Raw genomic sequence first — 18,272 nt, 5'->3', positions numbered from 1 at the left:
AGGTGCAATTTGAATATGATTTATCAGCTAATTAATGCTCCGCAGTAAAGCTATTTTGCCCTAAAGAGCGTGCTTTAAATGCCGCATTAGAAGCACTTTTAGTTAATTGCTCAAAGTCAGCTTGTTGTTGCTGTGCAATCCCCAAAGAGAGCTTAATTGCAGGTAATGCCAGCGCGTTTTTTGAGCTGATAAAGCGCAGCTTTGCAACACCTGCGCGTACTTTTTCTGCAATTAAATTGGTTGTTTCACAATCTACGTCGGTAAGTAGTACAGTAAATTGATCTTTTGCAGTACGCCCCGCTAGGCCGCTTTGAAACACATATTTTTGTACTTGTTTAGCCACTTTGCTTAAAATTGCTTCTGCGATTACATCGCCAAAGTTATCAATAAAGTGATCTAAATTGTCTATTTGAATAGCAATAGCACAAACCGGTTTATGTTGATTTGCCCATATTTGCACTTGCTTGGTTAAATAATGGCGTTTATACAAGCCAGTTTGACTATCAATAATATGTTGTTTACGCAGGGTGTTAAGCTGCTTTTTAGTTTTTTCGTGGAGTTGTTTAGCATTACTTAATTGTTGTTTAAACTGTTTGTGTTGCGTTAACAGTGTTGCTGTTTGCTGATCTAGCCTTGTAAGTGCGACCCGGCTATTTTTAATGTTATTTTCATCAAGCGAATGCATACACTCGCTAATATGGCCGGCAAAATTAATAAATTGTTTTTCAGTGTGTTGTGCGCTTTTAGACAGCGAGTTAATTACCCCATTAACATTCTCTATCATCGACACTTCAGTGGCATGGCCTTGATTTAAATGCTCAAAGTAGAGTTGCTCGGTAAATAAACTGTCAATAAGAGTGTTACTTGCAATAGCGCGCTCAATGGCGCTATTAAGGTCGTTGTTTACTTGGCTAATATAAGTATAAACAACCTGATAATTAAGTGGTGTAGGTGGCAAAACATGGCGCTCTAAAAATACACACACTTTTGTCATTTTATCTTGTGCTACAGCCATAGAGTCATGGAACATCATTTGCAAATACCAACTAAATACATATGCGTATTAATTTATAAACTCATCCAATGAAGCGTTTCGCATCCAAGCACTTGTACCATAATCATTATATCGGTTATTTAAAAGTAAAAACGACAGTTAGTTATCTAAATTGTAACTTTAGCAACATAATGGCTGCTTTTATCATCAATTACTTTTTGTTTCATTCAAAAGCATGTTTTATTACTGGTTATTAAATACCAACCTGCTTATATCAGTCGTATTAGTTTTTGCGTGCTTGGTCGTATTTATCTTGCTATTTATTTAGCCTGCGATAGGTTTACAAAATCTATTTAATTGTGAAGCTATATAATAATGAATCAACTTTTATCTCGACCATTACGCCACTCGCTACTGGGAATTACTTTTTTATGCACCTTAAGTGCATGCCAAACAACCTCACTTAATGCCGATAAGCAATTTACTCAAGTTGCCGAAAACATTGTGCAAAATAGACAAGATGCTAGCCCCTACAGTAATAATCCTCAGGGGGTAGATGGCTACTTACTACCTAACTTAACTGCCGAGTATTTAGCGCAAGAATATAAAAAAAATACCCAGCTACTTGCCGATTTAGATACGGTAAACATTGATAAGTTAAGTGATGAAAATCGGATTAACTTTAGTATTTTGCGTGCTCAAGTGCAAAATAGCGTGGATGAATATGTATTTAATGCCCACTATATGCCGCTTACATCTGAATATGGGTTTCATTCAAGCTTGTCGTTTATGGTTAAAAGTTCACAATATAAAACGTTACAAGATTATAAAAATTATTTAGCGCGATTAGCTCAGGTACCACGCTTTTTTGAGCAAAATATTTATTGGATGAAACAAGGTTTAGCAATAGGGTTAACGCAGCCTAAAGCTGTACTTAAAGGTTATGAAGATTCAATTAGTGTTTATATTGTTGATGATGTAACACAATCTGAATTTTATCAGCCATTTTTAACGAATACTGCAGGCTTAAGTAGCAGCGAATTTTATGAGCTGCAACTCCAAGCTAAAACAATAATTAAAGAACAAGTAATAGCAGCATATAAAGATTATCTCACCTTTTTTACTGAAGAGTATCAAGCAGGTGCTCGAGACAGTATTGGTATTTCGGCAACGCCTAATGGGGCTGCTTTTTATGCTAATCGCGCCAAGCATTACACCACTACAGATATGACCCCAAAAGAAATTCATGAGTTGGGCCTAAAAGAAGTGGCACGTATTCGTAGCGAAATGGAAGAGGTAATAAAAGAAGTTGGTTTTAAAGGCACGTTCGCTGAATTTATCCACTTTTTACGTACTGATCCGCAGTTTTACGCAACTACTCCAGAGCAGTTACTAAAAGAAGCTGCTTATATTGCTAAAAAAATGGATGCGCAACTGCCTAGATTATTTCATACCTTGCCGCGCAAACCTTATGGCGTAGTGGCTGTTCCCGCCAATATTGCTCCTAAATATACTACAGGGCGTTACTCGGGTTCGAACCGCGACGATCAAGCTGGTTATTACTGGGTAAACACTTATGCGCTAGATAAGCGACCTCTTTACGCGCTAGAGGCGTTAACGCTGCATGAAGCTGTACCAGGGCACCATTTACAAATATCACTTAATGCTGAGCTAGAAAATTTGCCGAGTTATCGTCGTGATGCTTATTTATCAGCATTTGGCGAGGGGTGGGGGCTTTATTCTGAGTACTTAGGAATAGAAGCTGGGTTTTATCAAGATCCATATAGCCGTTTCGGACGTTTAACCTATGAAATGTGGCGCGCTGCACGTTTAGTTGTTGATACGGGAATGCATATGTATGGCTGGAGCCGTGAACGCGCGATGAACTTTATGGGCGATAACACTGCTTTGTCGTTGCACAACGTTAAAACTGAAACAGATCGTTATATTTCATGGCCTGCGCAGGCGTTATCGTATAAAATTGGAGAATTAACTATTAAGCGCTTACGTAAAGAAGCGGAGCAGGCCCTTGGCCAAAAATTTGATGTGCGAGAGTTCCATCATCAAGTGCTACGCCATGGTTCAGTACCGTTATCTGTACTTGAGCAGCAAATTCGTTTGTATATTAAAAACGAACTAGCTAAACAGGATATTTAATTAATCCGCATCAATCGTAATGGCTTATATTAGGGTTATAAATTAATAAAATGCGCATATCATCTATAATAAGTGATATGCGCATTTGTCTATTGAAGCCATTTTCATTTATTGGCGAAAAAGTACTGCAGAGGGGTTTTGAGTGAACAATTTTATAGTTCTAAGTATTAATGTATTTGCGAGCCTTTTTATTGTTGTATTAGGGTTTATAGTTTTATCGGTTATTATTTTTTATTTTAGAGATATAACCCAAACAAAGCATGCAATTAGGCGCAACTATCCGGTAATTGGTCGGTTTCGATATTTTTTTGAGCGCCAAGGCGAATTTTTCCGCCAGTACTTTTTCGCACTAGATAGAGAAGAAATGCCGTTTAATCGTGCTGAACGTAGTTGGGTATATCGCGCTGCAAAAGATGTTGATCATACTGCTGCGTTTGGCTCGACTCAAAGCCTTGAAGTAACCGGTACAGTGATGTTTATGAACTGTGCATTCCCTACTTTAGATGAAGAAGCGCTCGATCCTAGTAATGTGACATTAGGCCCTTACTGTAAAAAACCTTATACCACTAATTCAATATTTAATATTTCAGGTATGAGTTTTGGTGCTTTGTCAAAACCTGCTGTACGTGCTTTATCTAAAGGAGCTAAGCTTGCTGGCTGTTGGTATAATACCGGTGAAGGCGGTTTAAGCCCGTATCATTTAGAAGGCGGGGGAGATATTGTATTTCAAATTGGTACTGCTAAATACGGTGTGCGCGACGATAATGGCAATTTAAGCACTGCTAAATTAAAAGAAATAGCAGCTCACGAACAAGTAAAAATGTTTGAAATAAAGCTAAGCCAAGGCGCTAAACCAGGTAAAGGCGGTATGTTACCTGGGCGAAAAGTTAACGCTGAAATTGCAAAAATACGCGGTATTCCCGAAGGGCAAGATTCAATTAGCCCTAATGGCCACCTTGAAATTAAAAAGCCGTCAGATATTCTTGATATGTTGGCAACCGTACGTAACGCAACCGGTAAACCAACCGGCTTTAAAGCGGTAATTGGTGAGTATACTTGGTTAGAAACTCTTTTCGCTGAAATAAATCATCGCGGTATTGAGTCAGCGCCCGACTTTATTACTATTGATAGTGCAGACGGTGGCACAGGCGCCGCACCACAGTCATTATTAGATTCAGTGGGCTTACCACTGCGAGAAAGCTTGCCATTAGTAATTAACTTGTTAGAAAAACATGGGCTCAGAGAGCGAGTAAAGGTTATTGCCTCAGGTAAGTTAATCGTACCCTCTAAAGTTGCATGGGCATTAGCACTGGGGGCTGATTTTGTTGTATCTGCTCGCGGCCATATGTTTGCACTAGGGTGTATTCAAGCAATGCAATGTAATAAAGACACTTGCCCTACAGGGATCACCACGCACGACAAGCGCCTGCAACGTGGCTTAAATGTGGCAGACAAAGCACAGCGTGTGGCAAACTATAATAAGTATGTGCACTATGGAGCGGGCTTAATCGCGCACTCGTGCGGCGTATCTAGTGCGCGAGAGTTAAAACGTGAACATGTGCGTATAGTTCAAGAAAGTGGTCTTTCAGAGCCATTAGATAAAATTTACGAAAATTATAAATAACACAGTGAGCATTAAATATATGAGTGCTTAAGCGCACTAAACTAAGCTGCTTTTTTATGCACTCAATATTTATTAGGTCATTAATTAAGGCCCATTGTTACGTAATATAACAATGGGCCTTAATTTTATTTATTTATTTATTATTTGCTTGAATGCCGGTAATTTTTAAACGCTCTAATTCACAGCTAAATAAAAATTCCAGCACTTCTAAATGACGACGAACTTCATCAATATTTCGCCCTACAGCATATAAACCATGGCCACGTATAAGCACTCCGTGTTCAATAGGAGTGTGTAAATGATGATCGCTTACCAATAAACTTAAATGGTCTATGTCTTGGTCGTTATTAAAAATAGGAATGCTTAGGGTTTCTAAATGCGAGGTAAAACCGGTTAAAGCTTTTTGCATTTCGTAGCCAGTTAAATCGAGTTTATGACTTTTTGTTATTTGCGAAAGCACGGTAGCCGCAACAGAATGCGTGTGCAGTACACATTGCGCTTCGGGAATTAGCTGATACAAGCTCAAGTGCAGTTGTGTTTCGGCTGAGCGTTTTTTTGTTCCTGCCAAAGGCTTGCCTTGTAGATCTAGCTGTAAAAATTGCTCATTGGTCAACTTGCCTTTATCTTGGCCACTAGCTGTTATTACAAAGCCCGACTCAGTTCTTGCTGAAAAATTCCCACCGGTTGCGGGTATCCACTCTTTTTGGCTAACCCACTTCCCAGCTTCAATAAGTTGCGAAATAGCGGTATTGTTGTTTTGCATATATTCCTCACAAACGAGCATCAGTTAATTGTATTTAGACGGCTAAACTTCTATATTAAGTGATGGTAGCACCGCTTTGCGTGCAAAACCACAATTAAGGATATAGAGTGTTAATAACTAAGCTACCAGCATAAGGTATGTTTTATCAAACTCTAATAACAATTAAGTTGGTCATTTATACTTAACCTGATCTCCGGATAATAAACCTATCTCAAGCAGCTATTTTCAGCGCTAACTGCGTTGAATTTACTTGCAATAGGCCAGCTATTAACGCGTAAATTCGCCTTATTTTCACTGAAAATCTTTGGCTAGAGAAAATAAAGTTAAATATAAATATGATTCAATACGTTAGTAAATCTCTTAACCAGAGTTCAGGTTACACTAAAAACTTAAAAGAGGGCGGCACAAAACTATGTCAACTTTAACACTTACATTATTGCAAAGCTCACTACACTGGCTCGATAAAGACGCTAATTTAGCTATGTTTAATAAGCAGTTAGATGCAGTGACTCAGCAGTCAGACTTGATTTTACTGCCCGAAACCTTTGCCACAGGCTTTGCAATAAACTTAGATTGCGCTGAGCCTGAAAATGGCAAAGTACTTACCTGGTTAAAGGCGCAAGCGCATAAACATAATGCAGTAATTGCAGGCTCAGTATTTGTTACGCAAGGCAGTAAAAAGGCCAACCGGTTTTATTGGGTGCAGCCCAATGGAGAAGTAGACTTTTACGATAAGCGTCATTTGTTTTGTTTAGGCAACGAAGGCGACTTTGTAGTAGCAGGACAAGCGCGCAAAGTGTTTACTATTAATGGCTTTAAGCTATTACCACAAGTGTGCTACGACCTACGCTTTCCGGTATTTCAGCGCAATAACAACGATTACGATGTAATGATTAATATTGCTAATTGGCCCGCAGTGCGACGCCATGTTTGGGATACATTATTAATGGCGCGAGCGATGGAAAATGTATGTTATGTGGTTGGGGTAAATCGCATTGGTGATGATGCCAATGGTGTTGCTCACAATGGTGGCACAGCGGTATATGACTTTAAAGGTGATGCTTTAGTAAAAGCTGCAGATAATAGCCAAGCGCTAATAACCATTACTTTGCACAAAGCACCATTAAATGACTTTAAGGCTAAATTTCCGGCGCATTTAGATGCGGATGCTTTTAACTTAGTATAAAGCAGCTTAAATTAGCCAGCGGCTAATTAAGTGTTAAAATAGCCGCTGATATTTATTGGCGGCAGCACTATGAACAACTCTTTAATCACTCCAGTTATTTTAGCGGGCGGCATTGGCTCTCGTTTATGGCCGTTGTCGCGCCAAGCAATGCCAAAACAGTTTTTACCCTTACTCGATGCTGAACCTACTGGGCAGTCGTTATTACAAAATACCCTAACACGGGTAACCGGTAGGGTATTCAATCGAGCTATTTTAGTATGTAACGAACAGCACCGATTTATTGCCGCTGAGCAAGCTGCTAGTGCAAATCCGCGCGCATTACTTTTAGAACCCACAGGTAAAAATACTGCCCCAGCAATTGCTTTAGCTGCGCATTATGCGCTACAAAATGGCATAACAGGGCCACTGTTAGTTATGCCAGCGGATCATCATATAAATAATTTTAACTTACTCACCGAGCAGTTACACGGCGCGACAATATTAGCTGAGCAAGGTAAATTAGTTACCTTTTCTATTACGCCTACCGAGCCACACACAGGTTACGGATATATAAAACAAGGAAGCGCCATTACCGGTACTGACTGCTTTGAAGTAGCTGAATTTAAAGAAAAACCCAGCTTAACCACCGCAACAAGCTACCTGTTAGATGGAAGTTATAGTTGGAATAGCGGTATGTTTTTGTTTACTGCTGCAGCGTATTTACAAGAGTTGGCTCGCTTTGCACCTAAAATTGCCAATTGTGTGGCTAACGCCGCCAATTTTAGTCAGGATTTAGGCTTTACGCGCCCTAGTGCAAAAGCGCTCGAAGCTTGCCCGAGTGACTCCATAGATTATGCTATTTTAGAGCGCAGTGACAACGTAGTTGTCATGCCTGTTGCCTTAAATTGGAGTGACGTAGGTGGTTTTTCATCACTTGCTAAATTGCTAAAAAAAGATCCGCAAGGCAATAACGTAAATACTAATTATGTCGCGCAAAACAGTAAAAACAATTTAATAATAAGCGAAACCGATCATACTATTGCCACCTTAGGGGTAAGTAATTTAGCTGTTATTCATACCCACGATGCCACACTTATTGCGAATCAAAATGAGCTTGATGCACTGCCGTTATTACTCAAAAAAGTAGCGCTTATGCAAACAGACAAGTTAACCCACCACCAAGTTGTTTATCGGCCGTGGGGAAATTATCGTACCTTGGTAGAAAGCAGTGGATTTAAGGTTAAAAAAATAACCGTAAACAGCGGCGCTAAGCTCTCTACGCAGCGCCATCAATATCGTGCCGAGCATTGGGTAGTTGTATCTGGGGTTGCCGATGTATGCATTGATAAGCAAGCACTAACACTCAGTGCAGATCAGTCTTGTTATATTGCCGCTAAGCAAATTCATAGTTTGGCTAATAATAAAAATGCGCCGTTAATAGTAATTGAGGTACAAACAGGCACTATTTTAGATGAAAGCGACATTGAACGGTTTGATGATAAATATGGCAGAAACTAACAACGCTTTACTGCAGCCCTTTGCGTACACACCTTAAATACTCTTCTAAACTTTGCTGCCAAAGGTCGAGCGCTTCATTGATGGCGTTTTTTAGCGGCTTTTTATCAAGCATACGACGCTCTATTTTTTTCAGCGCTAAACCATAACGGTTAAAGCCCAGCTGTAGTGCGGTATTGGCTTGGCGATGTAATAATTTAATGCATTGCTCGGGCTGTTGTTCTACGAGCGCTTGGCAGTGATTTAGTTTATTGCGGGTAGAGAGCACAAACTCGTTATAAATAGACGACACTTCATCAATACTAAAAGAGCTGGTAAGCGTTTCGCTAGCGCTTGCGTCATATAAAGTATCAACCAAATCTACAGCTACAGTAGCCGTTTTAGTTGACTGTGAATCGCTTAGTGCTTGGCGCAATTTTTGGTGTTTAATAGGTTTACCTACAATGTCTTTTATACCCAGCGCTAAGTACTCTTTTACCTCACTAGGGCTTAAGCTTGCAGTAAAGGCTAGTACGGGAGTACGCTGGTTTTTATGCTCAATTTTAGCCAATGTTTTAAGTACTTGTTGGCCGGTCAAATCAGGTAGGTTCATATCGAGCAGCACTACATCAAAATGATGCGCTTGCATTAACTCTATTGCAGTTTTACCGTCTTTTGCTAACTTAATTTTATGTTCGTCGTCGGCCATAAATTCTACGGCTATTTTTTGATTTAAATCTAAATCCTCTACTAACAACACCTTTAAACCGGTTAAATAATCTTTACTTTGATGACGCTGTGCTACTAGGCTGAGTTCGCCCAGCGCACACGTAATATCAAAGCTAAACACGCTGCCACTCCCTAGGCTACTGGCTATTTCTAACTTGCTATGCAGTTTTTCGAGTAAGCGGCTGGTTATTGCTAAACCAAGGCCTGTACCGCCTTTTTCTTTTCCGGCGTTACTTTGCACATAGGGTTCGGTTAGGTAGGCTATTTCGTCATTCTCGATGCCGGGGCCTGAGTCTTTTACGCTTATTTTAATAGTGTGTTCAAGTTGTTTTTCAGTGATTAGATCAATTTGAATTTTAACGCTACCTTGGTCGGTAAATTTAATTGCGTTACCCACAAGGTTAATAATAATTTGCCTGAGTTTTTGTTGATCGCAGTAGTAACAGGCTTGATCGGGTATATTGCAAAGTAGCTCAAACTTAAGTTGCTTTTGCTCTGCTAGAGGGCTTAGTAATAAGCATAAATTTTGTATCCAAGTTTTAAACTCAATATCTTCTTCGTAAAGAGCTTCGTCGCTTTGATCAAGGCTGGCGTAGTCGAGTACTTTATCAACCAGTAAATTAAGGGATTCGGCAGAGTTAATAATTGCCTCGCAATAGGCTTTATTGCGAGCATCACTTGTTTGGTTCATAACTAACTGAGCACTGCCTAAAATGCCGTTTAAAGGGGTGCGAATTTCGTGGCTGATAGTTGATAAAAACAACCCACGTATTTCTAGATCTTTACGGGCTTTTTTAGTGAGCTTATTAAGATGCTGCTCCCTGCGCTCATTACACAACAGTGCCATGCCAGCGGCATAAAACATAGGTGCTATAACCCCGTTTAAAAAAAGTAACGAGCTAAACCAAGGGCTTAATAGGGTGTCATGTTGCTCAATTTTTTGCATAAATATCGAGCGGGCAATAAAGCTTACGGCAACTAAAGTTAAAATTATAATATAAACAATGCTGCCGTTGGGATAGGGCTTACGTGCATACTTTATAAATATAAACAGTAAAAATGCAGCTTCAGCTATATGCTGTATATCAGATATAAACAGCCTATCTTGAATAGATGGCGACAAAAAGCTGTAATAACCCAGCATTACGCTGCTAAAAGCAGTAAATGCACAAACAAGTTTAAAGCCAATACCGCGATAATCTAAAAACTGGCTAATAGCAAGGCAATGCACAATTGAGGCCGCAAACATCAATATATTGGCAATGCTAATGGCGACAAGTTCAGGAACTCGCCCGATCAGAGTAAAGCCAATAATAACGCCGAGCAATAAAACAGGATAAAAAATATAAAGCAGAGTGCCTGGAGTGTGTTTATTGGTGCGCCAGGTTAAAAAATTTAGCAGGGTCATTACCACCATAACGGCGATACTGGCAAAATATAGGGTAAAAGAGTCGAGCATTGAGGCACCAATAGCGTGTTATTAGATTAAAAGTATAACAATAATTACTTAACCGAAAATAGCTCAATATATTGTTTAACACATTGAACTGTATTGAAATTAAAACGTATATTTTATTTGCTGGGGAGCGACTTATTATTTAAAATTTGAGTTTGCTGATTAAGCTTGCCCAGATACAAAAACAGACACGTATGTGCCTGTTTTGTGTTTAAACTAAAGTTTAAATTAACGTATTTCGTCTGGAATATGCTGCTGTGCCCACGATAGTAGCTCAATACGGTTACGACATTTTGTTTTTCTAAATGCGCTGTATAAATGAGTTTTAACTGTGTGAGGGCTAATGCTTAGCTCTTCAGCAATTTCTTTATTTTTTGAGCCATTACTCATTAATGAAATTATGGCTTTTTCGCGCTTGGTAAGTTTAACTGGCTCAATATCGCCTTCGGTAAGCTTATGCAGTGCATCTTTATTAAACTGCAACATACGATTTAATGCATTACACATTATATCTCTGCGATACCAAAGTTGATCTTCAAGTAGTAAGCGAATACCTTTCATCAATACATCGGCGTTATCTGTGGTGTAAAATACACCACGAATTCCGCTAAGTAAGGCACGATTAGCAAGCTCTGGGTTTTCATCCAAATTAAATAATACGATATCGCATTTAATCCGTAAATTAACCAGTTGCTCTTTTAATTTTCCCCACGCATCTTTGCTCGATGTTTCGATAAACAAAAGTCGTGTTCCTACAGGCACATCTAAAATATTGGTGCCTGTGGTTACGCTAATACCTTGCGTTTTTAACAAAGGTTCTAAAACGTTAATACCAATAGTGTTAATGGGCTCTTCATCTAATAACAAAAAGGCTGAACTGCTCATATTATTTTTACTCTTTTATAAAGCTTATGATTAAGTTTACCACGACCTCCACACCTTTTGTATTAGAAAGTCGCGTTGTAACGCAAAAAGCAAGTACGATATTATGATTATTTAAACATAAAATGTTGCAAATAAGTAATTATTTATTGATTGCGATTACAAAATAAAACAACCTAAAAAGCTTATAACTAATTGTATAAAATAAATAGCTGGTTATAGCGCCACTTTTTTGGTGTTTTGATAAGGAGGCCAGCCCATCTCTTTACCTGCAAGCATATGTAAATGAATATGATATACGGTTTGGCCACCATGTTCATTGCAATTCATGACCACTCGGTAGCCATCGTCGGCAAAGTTTAGTTGCTTGGCTAATTTAGCCGCTACTACATATAAATTACCTACTAAATGCGAGTTTTCAGGCGTTACATCGTTAATAGTAGCAATTGCCTTTTTGGGGATAATAAGTGCGTGAAATGGCGCCTGAGGGTTTATATCTTTAAAGGCGAGAGTATGCTCATCTTCATAAATAATATCAGCTGGGATCTCACGATTAATTATTTTAGTAAAAATAGTCTCTTGGCTCATTATATGGCCCCTAATTAAGTATGATTAAAGTAAGCTCCACTAATGACAAACTTTACAAGCAGTGTCAAACTGAAATCAAATAAAGGAGAAAATATGCGTAAATCAATATTATTAGGTAGTGCCGCAGCGCTATTGTTTAGTGTGTCGAGCATGGCAGAAAATATTCACTTTCCAGAAGAGTTTGTGCCTCTGCAAGTTGGTGAGCGTGTTATTGAAAGCTCGATATTTAGCCGTGTTGATGACATAGAGCTAGCACCGGGTAGTTATAAATTAAAGCTTAAATATACTGACTTGTATGACCTAGGTTACGACGATCACGAAGTGGTAGAGTCTGAACCATTTTGGGTAAATGTAACTATTGAAGCGGGTAAAGATTATACTTTAGAGTTTAATCGTGCCAAAAATGCGGTTGGGGCTAAAGTATTTGCACAGTCGCCACAAGTAAGCTTAAAAGCAAAAGGAAGTGCACTGGCTGCGCCATTAAGTGTAATTTCTAATGCCCAGCTTACAAACACTGTGCCAGTACAGCAAGTTAGTAATACAACGGCAATGGCAACAAGCGCAAGCGAAGTAAGTAAACTCGTTGCACCTATTAATGGTAAGGGCATGCCTAGCGCAGCAGCAATGCTCGACTTTTGGTGGCAACAAGCAACTCCAGCTCAGCAACAAGCCTTTTTAGAAAAAGTAACCAAGTAGCTTTTTTATGCAATTAAAAAGGGCCGAATGTCGGCCCTTTTTGTATTTTAAACACTCGCTTATTAAGCTCGTTTTTATTCAAATAATGCGTCTATAGTGCCATGTGCTAGTGGGTGATAACCCGGGCGTGCTTTTAAGTACACGCTTTGTGCCCAGTCTTTTTTGCCGTTATCAATAAGTGACTTATAAAGCGGGACAATTAGCTTACGACGACCAATACTGGTTAAGTGCTTATCAAGCGCCGGATAAATTGGCTGGTAGCCATTACCTACCGCTAGCATAAACCAAGCAAATGCACGCTCAGCGTTAGTTGATTGCGTTAAGTTATACGCAGTATCAAGCTCGCTCATATGTGTTTGGCTTAAATCGCGCGGTAAGTTATTTAAAAAGTGCAACCATTCATGCACCGACCAATTAGCTGTAGGCAATTGCGCTGCTGTGATATCGCCATTTAACCAAGTAGCTGTTGCTGTATCTACTTTATCAAATGCATCTGATGTTGGGTTAGGTGTATCGCTTGGTAAACCTGGCGCAAAAATCCATTCATTTACTTTATCCATGCTCACAATACCAGGGTACTTATCAATTAAGTTAGCTTTTAGGTAAGTAACAAATTGTGCAGTGGTTAAAGATTTAAAGGCAAATTCGTTAAAGTAAGTTTTTACAAAGGCGTCAAACTTATCGCGGCCATATTTTTCTTCTAGGTAAATTAAGAATAATTGCCCTTTGGTATAAGGTACAGAGCTAAACGCATCATCAGGATCGCGGCCATTAAGCTTTAAGTTAAGGCGCGTGTCTGGTGCATCAAGCGTTTTAATTTGGGCGCGAATACCTGCTGCATCAAGGGCTTGTTCCATTACTGCGCGGTCGCGACCAAATACTTCTTCCATAATGCGGTTTTCAACGTACGAGGTAAAACCTTCGTTTAACCATAAATCTTCCCAGGTTGCATTGGTAACTAAGTTACCAGACCAAGAATGAGCAAGCTCATGGGCAATTAGATTTACTAAGCTTTTGTCGCCTGCAACCACGGTTGGGGTAATAAACGAAAGGCGTGGGTTTTCCATGCCACCAAACGGAAAACTTGGCGGTAACATAAGTAAGTCGTAACGACCCCATGCATAATCGCCGTAAAGTGCGTTAGTTTTATCGATCATCGCTTGGGTGTCGTTAAATTCGGCAACCGAGGCATCTAAAATAGTTGGCTCAGCAAAAATACCGGTTTGATGCGACATTGCTTTAAATTCTAAATTACCTGCGCCAATAGCAATTAAGTAAGGCGAAATAGCTTGTGGCATATCAAAAATGTAGTCGCCATCTTTATAAAGCGCGTCTTTATTGTCGGCACTCATTACCGCACGTATATCTTTAGGAGTATGAATGCGCGCTGAGTACGTTACTCGCATTGCCGGCGTGTCTTGTACTGGGATCCAACTACGGGCATGAATTGCTTGCGATTGGCTGTACATAAACGGGTGTGTTTTGCTGGCTGTTTGCTCTGGTGTTAACCATTGTAGGCCAGACGCTTCAGGGCGGCTATTATAGTAAATACGTACTTTTGGCGCTTGGCTTTTAAAAGTAATGGTTAATTTTGAGCCTTTAACATCATCGCGTGTTGCTAAACTAAATTTAGCTTTATGCCATGTGCCGTTTTGCGCTTGATACATTACTTTATCAATATCTAAATCGCGAGTGTCGAGCACTAGAGTTTTACTGTTGTTATTTTGCCATTCTAGGGTGTGCTCAACAAAACCTTCTAATTGCTTGTCGGCAAAGTCGACATCTAAATCAAGGTTTAAATGCGTAGTAATAACGTCATTGAGGTTAGCATACGAGTTTTGATCAATAGCATTGGCCATTGCTTGTGAGCACATACCAGCCATAGCTAGGCTTAAAAAAAGAGGTGTGATTTTCATAATTACCCTGAACACAAATAAATAAGTGTTGGTTTTATATCATGATTGGCGAGGCGGGTTGAGCAATTTTTACATTCAGATGCGCTATTTGCGACAATGCGTTAAACTAACGCGATTAGTTACCGGTATATTTAGAGAGCTTTGTGGCGCACTCATTACAAACGTTACATACATTTGCATTAACCAGCCAATGCCAACAATTTGTTAAAATTAATAACCTAGAGCAGCTTAAAACGCAAAGCTTTAAGCCTCCATTTTGCCTATTAGGCGAGGGCAGTAATACGGTATTTTTAAATGATTACACCGGTACTGTTATTAAAATGGCAACTCAAGGTGTACAAATAAAAGAGCGCGCAAACGATTACTTAATTAGCGTGGCCGCTGGCGAAAACTGGCATCAACTAGTCAGCGAGCTGTTGGCTAAAAACATTCCCGGGCTTGAAAACCTAGCGCTTATTCCAGGTACTGTGGGTGCTGCGCCGGTGCAAAATATTGGTGCCTACGGAGTTGAATTGGCTAAATTTGTAGAGTCGGTTGAGTATTTTGATATAGCAAACAAAACCTTTAATACCTTAAATAATGCGCAATGTGAATTTGGCTATCGCGATTCTATTTTTAAACACGCGTTAAAAAATAAAGCGGTGATCACTACTGTGCATTTAGCCTTGCCTAAAGAGTGGCAGCCGGTATTGAGTTATGGACCGCTGCAGCAACTTGCAGCCGTTACGCCACAAGCGGTATTTGAGCAAGTAATAGCAACACGTAACAGCAAACTGCCCAATCCTTATACCTTACCTAATGCAGGTAGTTTTTTTAAAAACCCCATTATTACTAATCAATGTTTAGCTACCTTATTAACTACCTTTGCAGATTTACCGCATTATAAACACGGTGCAAAGCACCATAAAGTGGCTGCGGGTTGGCTAATAGAGCAGGCGGGTTTAAAAGGCTACCGCATTGCAGGTATTGAGGTACATAAACAACAAGCCCTAGTGCTAGTAAATTACGGCCAAAGCCAAGGAAGCGATTTAATTGCGATGATTAAACATATTCAACACAGCGTATTTTCTCGTTACAACATTATGTTAGAGCACGAAGTACGCTTAATTAATAACAATAGTGAATGCCATATTACAGCGGAGCCAACGCCATGAAAGCACCCGATGGGAATAAACTCGCCATTTTAAATGCCCTCAATCAAGGTGGTTTTATTTCAGGGCAGGTATTAGGCGAGCAACTGGGTATTAGCCGCGCAGCTATTAGTAAGCATATTAAAAGTTTACAAGAAATGGGCTTAGATATTTTTAAGGTAACTGGTAAAGGTTACAGCTTAAATAGCCAAGTCGGACTGTTAAACCAAGCGCAAATACAACAACACTATCAAGCGTTAGGTGCAACTACCGCCAAAGTAGAAGTACACCCCATAATAGACTCCACTAATAGTGAGCTAATGCGCCGCATACAAGCAAAAACTGAGCTTGAATCGGGTACTGTTATTGTGGCCGAAATGCAGCAGTTGGGGCGTGGGCGTCGGGGCCGGGTTTGGCAGTCGCCATTTGGAGCCAACTTATATTATAGTTACTTTTGGCGCTTAGATGATGGCATACAAGCCGCTATGGGCGTATCTATAGTGGTTGGCTTAGCTGTATATGATGCTATTAAAGCGCTATACAACATAGAAGTAGAGCTAAAATGGCCTAACGATATTTACCTCAATAAACAAAAGCTCGCTGGCGTATTAGTTGAGCTCGACGCGCAACCGCAAGGTCCTTGTCAGTTAGTTATAGGCATAGGTATTAACTTACAAATGCCAGAGAGCTTTAGTCAGCACATTGATCAAGCATGGACTGATTTAAGTCAACATACGCAGCAGCTTAATAAAAATCAGTTGGTTGCCTCGCTTACTTATTATTTAGAGCAGCGTTTAGAGCAGTATAGTGAAAGCGGTTTACAGAGCATGCATCAGCAATGGAATGCTTTAAATGCATTTGCTGGTGAATGTGTAGAGCTAAATACCGGACATCGTAGTTGGCGCGGAATATGTGAGGGAATAGACTCACAAGGCGGAATTCGTATTCGCCAAGATGGTGAAGTAAAAAGCTATTACGGCGGCGAAATTTCGCTCAGAAAGGCGCAACTATGAAATTACTCATAGATGTAGGCAATACTTCACTTAAAGCTAAGCTGTGGCAAAACGAGCAAGTTCAAGCATGTGATTTAAATAATTTACCTTGGCATGCAATTACACACGTTATTTATGCTTGCGTAGGGCGCAGTGAGCTACTTAATGCTATTTTAGCGCAAGCCGCCTTTAATAGTATTAGCTGCTTTGAAGCTAAAGTAACTAAAACGCTAGGCGGGCTCACCTGTGCTTACGAGCACTTTAATAATTTAGGCATAGATAGATGGCTGGCACTTATTGCAAGCTTTACCTTGTATCCAAATAAGGCCTGCATAGTTGTTGATGCCGGTACGGCTACCACAATTGATGTACTCAATAGTGACGGGCAGCACTTAGGTGGCTGGATTTTACCTGGCCTTGATTTAATGACCTGCTCGTTAACACAAAATACCCAGCGCGTTTTTGATGATGAAAATACGCCATTTACTAATCAGCTGGGAAAAAACACCCCAAACGGTTTAAAAAATGGTGCCTTGGTTGCCACCATAGGGGCAATTAACCAAGCTAAACCTTATTTAAATGATAAAAATACGCAAATTATTTTTGCCGGTGGTTATGGGGCGTTATTACAACAGCAATTCAAAGAGAGTATTTTTGATCCAATGTTGGTTATTAAAGGCTTAAATTATTGGTATGAATTAGATGAAAATAGCAATAAATTATAAAAAAGCCGGTTTTTGCCTGAATTGTGAGCATTTAGACAATAAATTCTCATTTATTTTAATTTTATAGTTGCATCCCAATAAAGCTTACTCTAATATCTCGCCCCGTACTAAAGCAGTGCCGACTTAGCTCAGCTGGTAGAGCAACTGACTTGTAATCAGTAGGTCAACCGTTCGACTCGGTTAGTCGGCACCACTTTCCTTTTTACCGAAAGTGCATTAGTAAAGAATTATCGTGGAGGGGTTCCCGAGCGGCCAAAGGGATCAGACTGTAAATCTGACGGCTCAGCCTTCGCTGGTTCGAATCCAGCTCCCTCCACCACTTTATTCTTGACGGTTAGAGGTATTTTAAGAACAGGTTCCTAACGCGGGCATCGTATAATGGCTATTACCTCAGCCTTCCAAGCTGATGATGCGGGTTCGATTCCCGCTGCCCGCTCCAGTTTATGGTGATGCTGATATAGCTCAGTTGGTAGAGCGCACCCTTGGTAAGGGTGAGGTCGGCAGTTCGACTCTGCCTATCAGCACCAGTTTTAAGAACCTCCTTAAGCGCTTCCTTTATCTGTCAGAAAAAACTATTTGAAATTTGAAAAAATCAACTTAATCTACCTATGGTGGATTATTTTCATATGTAATATAGATACACAAAACTGATAGGTTCCGTCATGGCAAAAGCAAAGTTTGAACGCGTAAAACCGCATGTTAACGTAGGTACAATTGGCCACGTTGACCACGGTAAAACTACATTAACTGCAGCAATCACTAACGTACTTGCAAAAGTATACGGCGGTGTTGCTAAAGATTTCGCATCAATCGACAACGCTCCAGAAGAGCGCGAGCGCGGTATCACAATTTCAACGTCTCACGTTGAATACGATACGCCTACTCGTCACTACGCACACGTAGATTGTCCTGGTCACGCCGATTATGTTAAAAACATGATCACTGGTGCTGCTCAAATGGA

15 protein-coding genes and 4 tRNA genes are annotated in these 18,272 nt (G+C 40.0%); 13 read left to right on the top strand and 6 right to left on the bottom strand.

What is annotated here, in order from left to right; genetic code table 11:
• Positions 1–31: 31 nt before the first annotated feature.
• On the bottom strand, positions 32–1,015 hold the full coding sequence (locus HC000_RS11005; RefSeq protein WP_179807662.1) for a diguanylate cyclase: 984 nt from the start codon (positions 1,013–1,015) through the stop codon (positions 32–34).
• Positions 1,016–1,369: 354 nt separating this feature from the next.
• On the opposite strand from HC000_RS11005, the gene HC000_RS11000 reads away from it, so the two are divergent.
• Together HC000_RS11000 and HC000_RS10995 are read left to right on the top strand one after the other, a co-directional pair.
• Positions 1,370–3,151 (top strand): DUF885 domain-containing protein, encoded by a 1,782-nt coding sequence (locus HC000_RS11000; RefSeq protein ID WP_086994415.1) that lies wholly within the window; start codon positions 1,370–1,372, stop codon positions 3,149–3,151.
• 142 nt (positions 3,152–3,293) lie between these two features.
• Positions 3,294–4,775 carry an FMN-binding glutamate synthase family protein gene (locus HC000_RS10995; RefSeq protein WP_179807650.1) on the top strand — a complete coding sequence of 494 codons (1,482 nt, stop codon included), beginning with the start codon at positions 3,294–3,296 and terminating at the stop codon, positions 4,773–4,775.
• A gap of 133 nt (positions 4,776–4,908) precedes the next feature.
• Here HC000_RS10995 and HC000_RS10990 read toward each other — a convergent pair whose 3' ends face one another.
• Positions 4,909–5,538 (bottom strand): methylthioribulose 1-phosphate dehydratase, encoded by a 630-nt coding sequence (locus HC000_RS10990; protein WP_179807649.1) that lies wholly within the window; start codon positions 5,536–5,538, stop codon positions 4,909–4,911.
• Positions 5,539–5,950: 412 nt separating this feature from the next.
• Here HC000_RS10990 and HC000_RS10985 point away from each other — a divergent pair, with 412 nt between their 5' ends.
• Together HC000_RS10985 and HC000_RS10980 are read left to right on the top strand one after the other, a co-directional pair.
• Positions 5,951–6,724, top strand: coding sequence for an amidohydrolase (locus tag HC000_RS10985; protein ID WP_086994424.1), 774 nt, complete (start codon positions 5,951–5,953; stop codon positions 6,722–6,724).
• Between the two features lie 69 nt (positions 6,725–6,793).
• Complete coding sequence (locus HC000_RS10980; RefSeq protein WP_179807648.1) at positions 6,794–8,221, top strand: mannose-1-phosphate guanylyltransferase/mannose-6-phosphate isomerase; 1,428 nt, start codon at positions 6,794–6,796, stop codon at positions 8,219–8,221.
• 7 nt (positions 8,222–8,228) lie between these two features.
• On the opposite strand, the gene HC000_RS10975 is transcribed toward HC000_RS10980, so the two are convergent.
• From HC000_RS10975 to HC000_RS10965, 3 genes are all read right to left on the bottom strand, one after another.
• Positions 8,229–10,385 carry an ATP-binding protein gene (locus tag HC000_RS10975; RefSeq protein ID WP_179807647.1) on the bottom strand — a complete coding sequence of 719 codons (2,157 nt, stop codon included), beginning with the start codon at positions 10,383–10,385 and terminating at the stop codon, positions 8,229–8,231.
• Between the two features lie 225 nt (positions 10,386–10,610).
• The gene (locus HC000_RS10970) at positions 10,611–11,267 is read right to left on the bottom strand and encodes a response regulator transcription factor (RefSeq protein WP_086994433.1); all 657 of its coding nucleotides are present in this window, start codon (positions 11,265–11,267) and stop codon (positions 10,611–10,613) included.
• Positions 11,268–11,480: 213 nt separating this feature from the next.
• Positions 11,481–11,852: a histidine triad nucleotide-binding protein gene (locus HC000_RS10965; protein ID WP_011329544.1), complete on the bottom strand. Its 372-nt coding sequence runs from the start codon at positions 11,850–11,852 to the stop codon at positions 11,481–11,483.
• A gap of 93 nt (positions 11,853–11,945) precedes the next feature.
• Here HC000_RS10965 and HC000_RS10960 point away from each other — a divergent pair, with 93 nt between their 5' ends.
• Positions 11,946–12,548, top strand: coding sequence for a DUF2057 family protein (locus HC000_RS10960; RefSeq protein ID WP_179807646.1), 603 nt, complete (start codon positions 11,946–11,948; stop codon positions 12,546–12,548).
• A gap of 74 nt (positions 12,549–12,622) precedes the next feature.
• Here the strand turns inward: HC000_RS10960 and HC000_RS10955 are convergent, their stop codons facing one another.
• Entirely contained in the window at positions 12,623–14,464 is a 1,842-nt protein-coding gene (locus HC000_RS10955; protein WP_179807645.1) for a M1 family metallopeptidase, read from the bottom strand.
• A 143-nt stretch (positions 14,465–14,607) separates the two neighbouring features.
• On the opposite strand from HC000_RS10955, the gene murB reads away from it, so the two are divergent.
• The 8 genes from murB to HC000_RS10915 form a co-directional block, all read left to right on the top strand.
• On the top strand, positions 14,608–15,618 hold the full coding sequence (gene murB / locus HC000_RS10950) for a UDP-N-acetylmuramate dehydrogenase (protein ID WP_179807644.1): 1,011 nt from the start codon (positions 14,608–14,610) through the stop codon (positions 15,616–15,618).
• Complete coding sequence (birA, locus tag HC000_RS10945) at positions 15,615–16,607, top strand: bifunctional biotin--[acetyl-CoA-carboxylase] ligase/biotin operon repressor BirA (RefSeq protein ID WP_179807643.1); 993 nt, start codon at positions 15,615–15,617, stop codon at positions 16,605–16,607. Before murB ends, birA begins: the two co-directional genes overlap by 4 nt.
• Positions 16,604–17,311 (top strand): pantothenate kinase, encoded by a 708-nt coding sequence (locus tag HC000_RS10940; RefSeq protein ID WP_179807642.1) that lies wholly within the window; start codon positions 16,604–16,606, stop codon positions 17,309–17,311. The genes birA and HC000_RS10940 overlap by 4 nt, the downstream gene beginning before the upstream one ends.
• Positions 17,312–17,428: 117 nt before the next feature.
• Positions 17,429–17,504, top strand: a tRNA-Thr gene (locus tag HC000_RS10935).
• A 41-nt stretch (positions 17,505–17,545) separates the two neighbouring features.
• A tRNA-Tyr gene (locus tag HC000_RS10930) sits at positions 17,546–17,630 on the top strand.
• Between the two features lie 45 nt (positions 17,631–17,675).
• Positions 17,676–17,750, top strand: a tRNA-Gly gene (locus tag HC000_RS10925).
• A 12-nt stretch (positions 17,751–17,762) separates the two neighbouring features.
• Positions 17,763–17,838, top strand: a tRNA-Thr gene (locus tag HC000_RS10920).
• A gap of 135 nt (positions 17,839–17,973) precedes the next feature.
• Positions 17,974–18,272, top strand: a 299-nt coding sequence (locus HC000_RS10915) for a GTP-binding protein (protein ID WP_244363788.1), incomplete at its 3' end; no start/stop codon positions are given.

Origin of the sequence: Pseudoalteromonas sp. MIP2626 (assembly GCF_013414205.1) — a bacterium.
Classification (GTDB): domain Bacteria; phylum Pseudomonadota; class Gammaproteobacteria; order Enterobacterales; family Alteromonadaceae; genus Pseudoalteromonas; species Pseudoalteromonas nigrifaciens.
The sequence above is the reverse complement of the archived record's forward strand: the minus strand, read 5'-3'. Positions and strand labels throughout refer to the sequence as shown.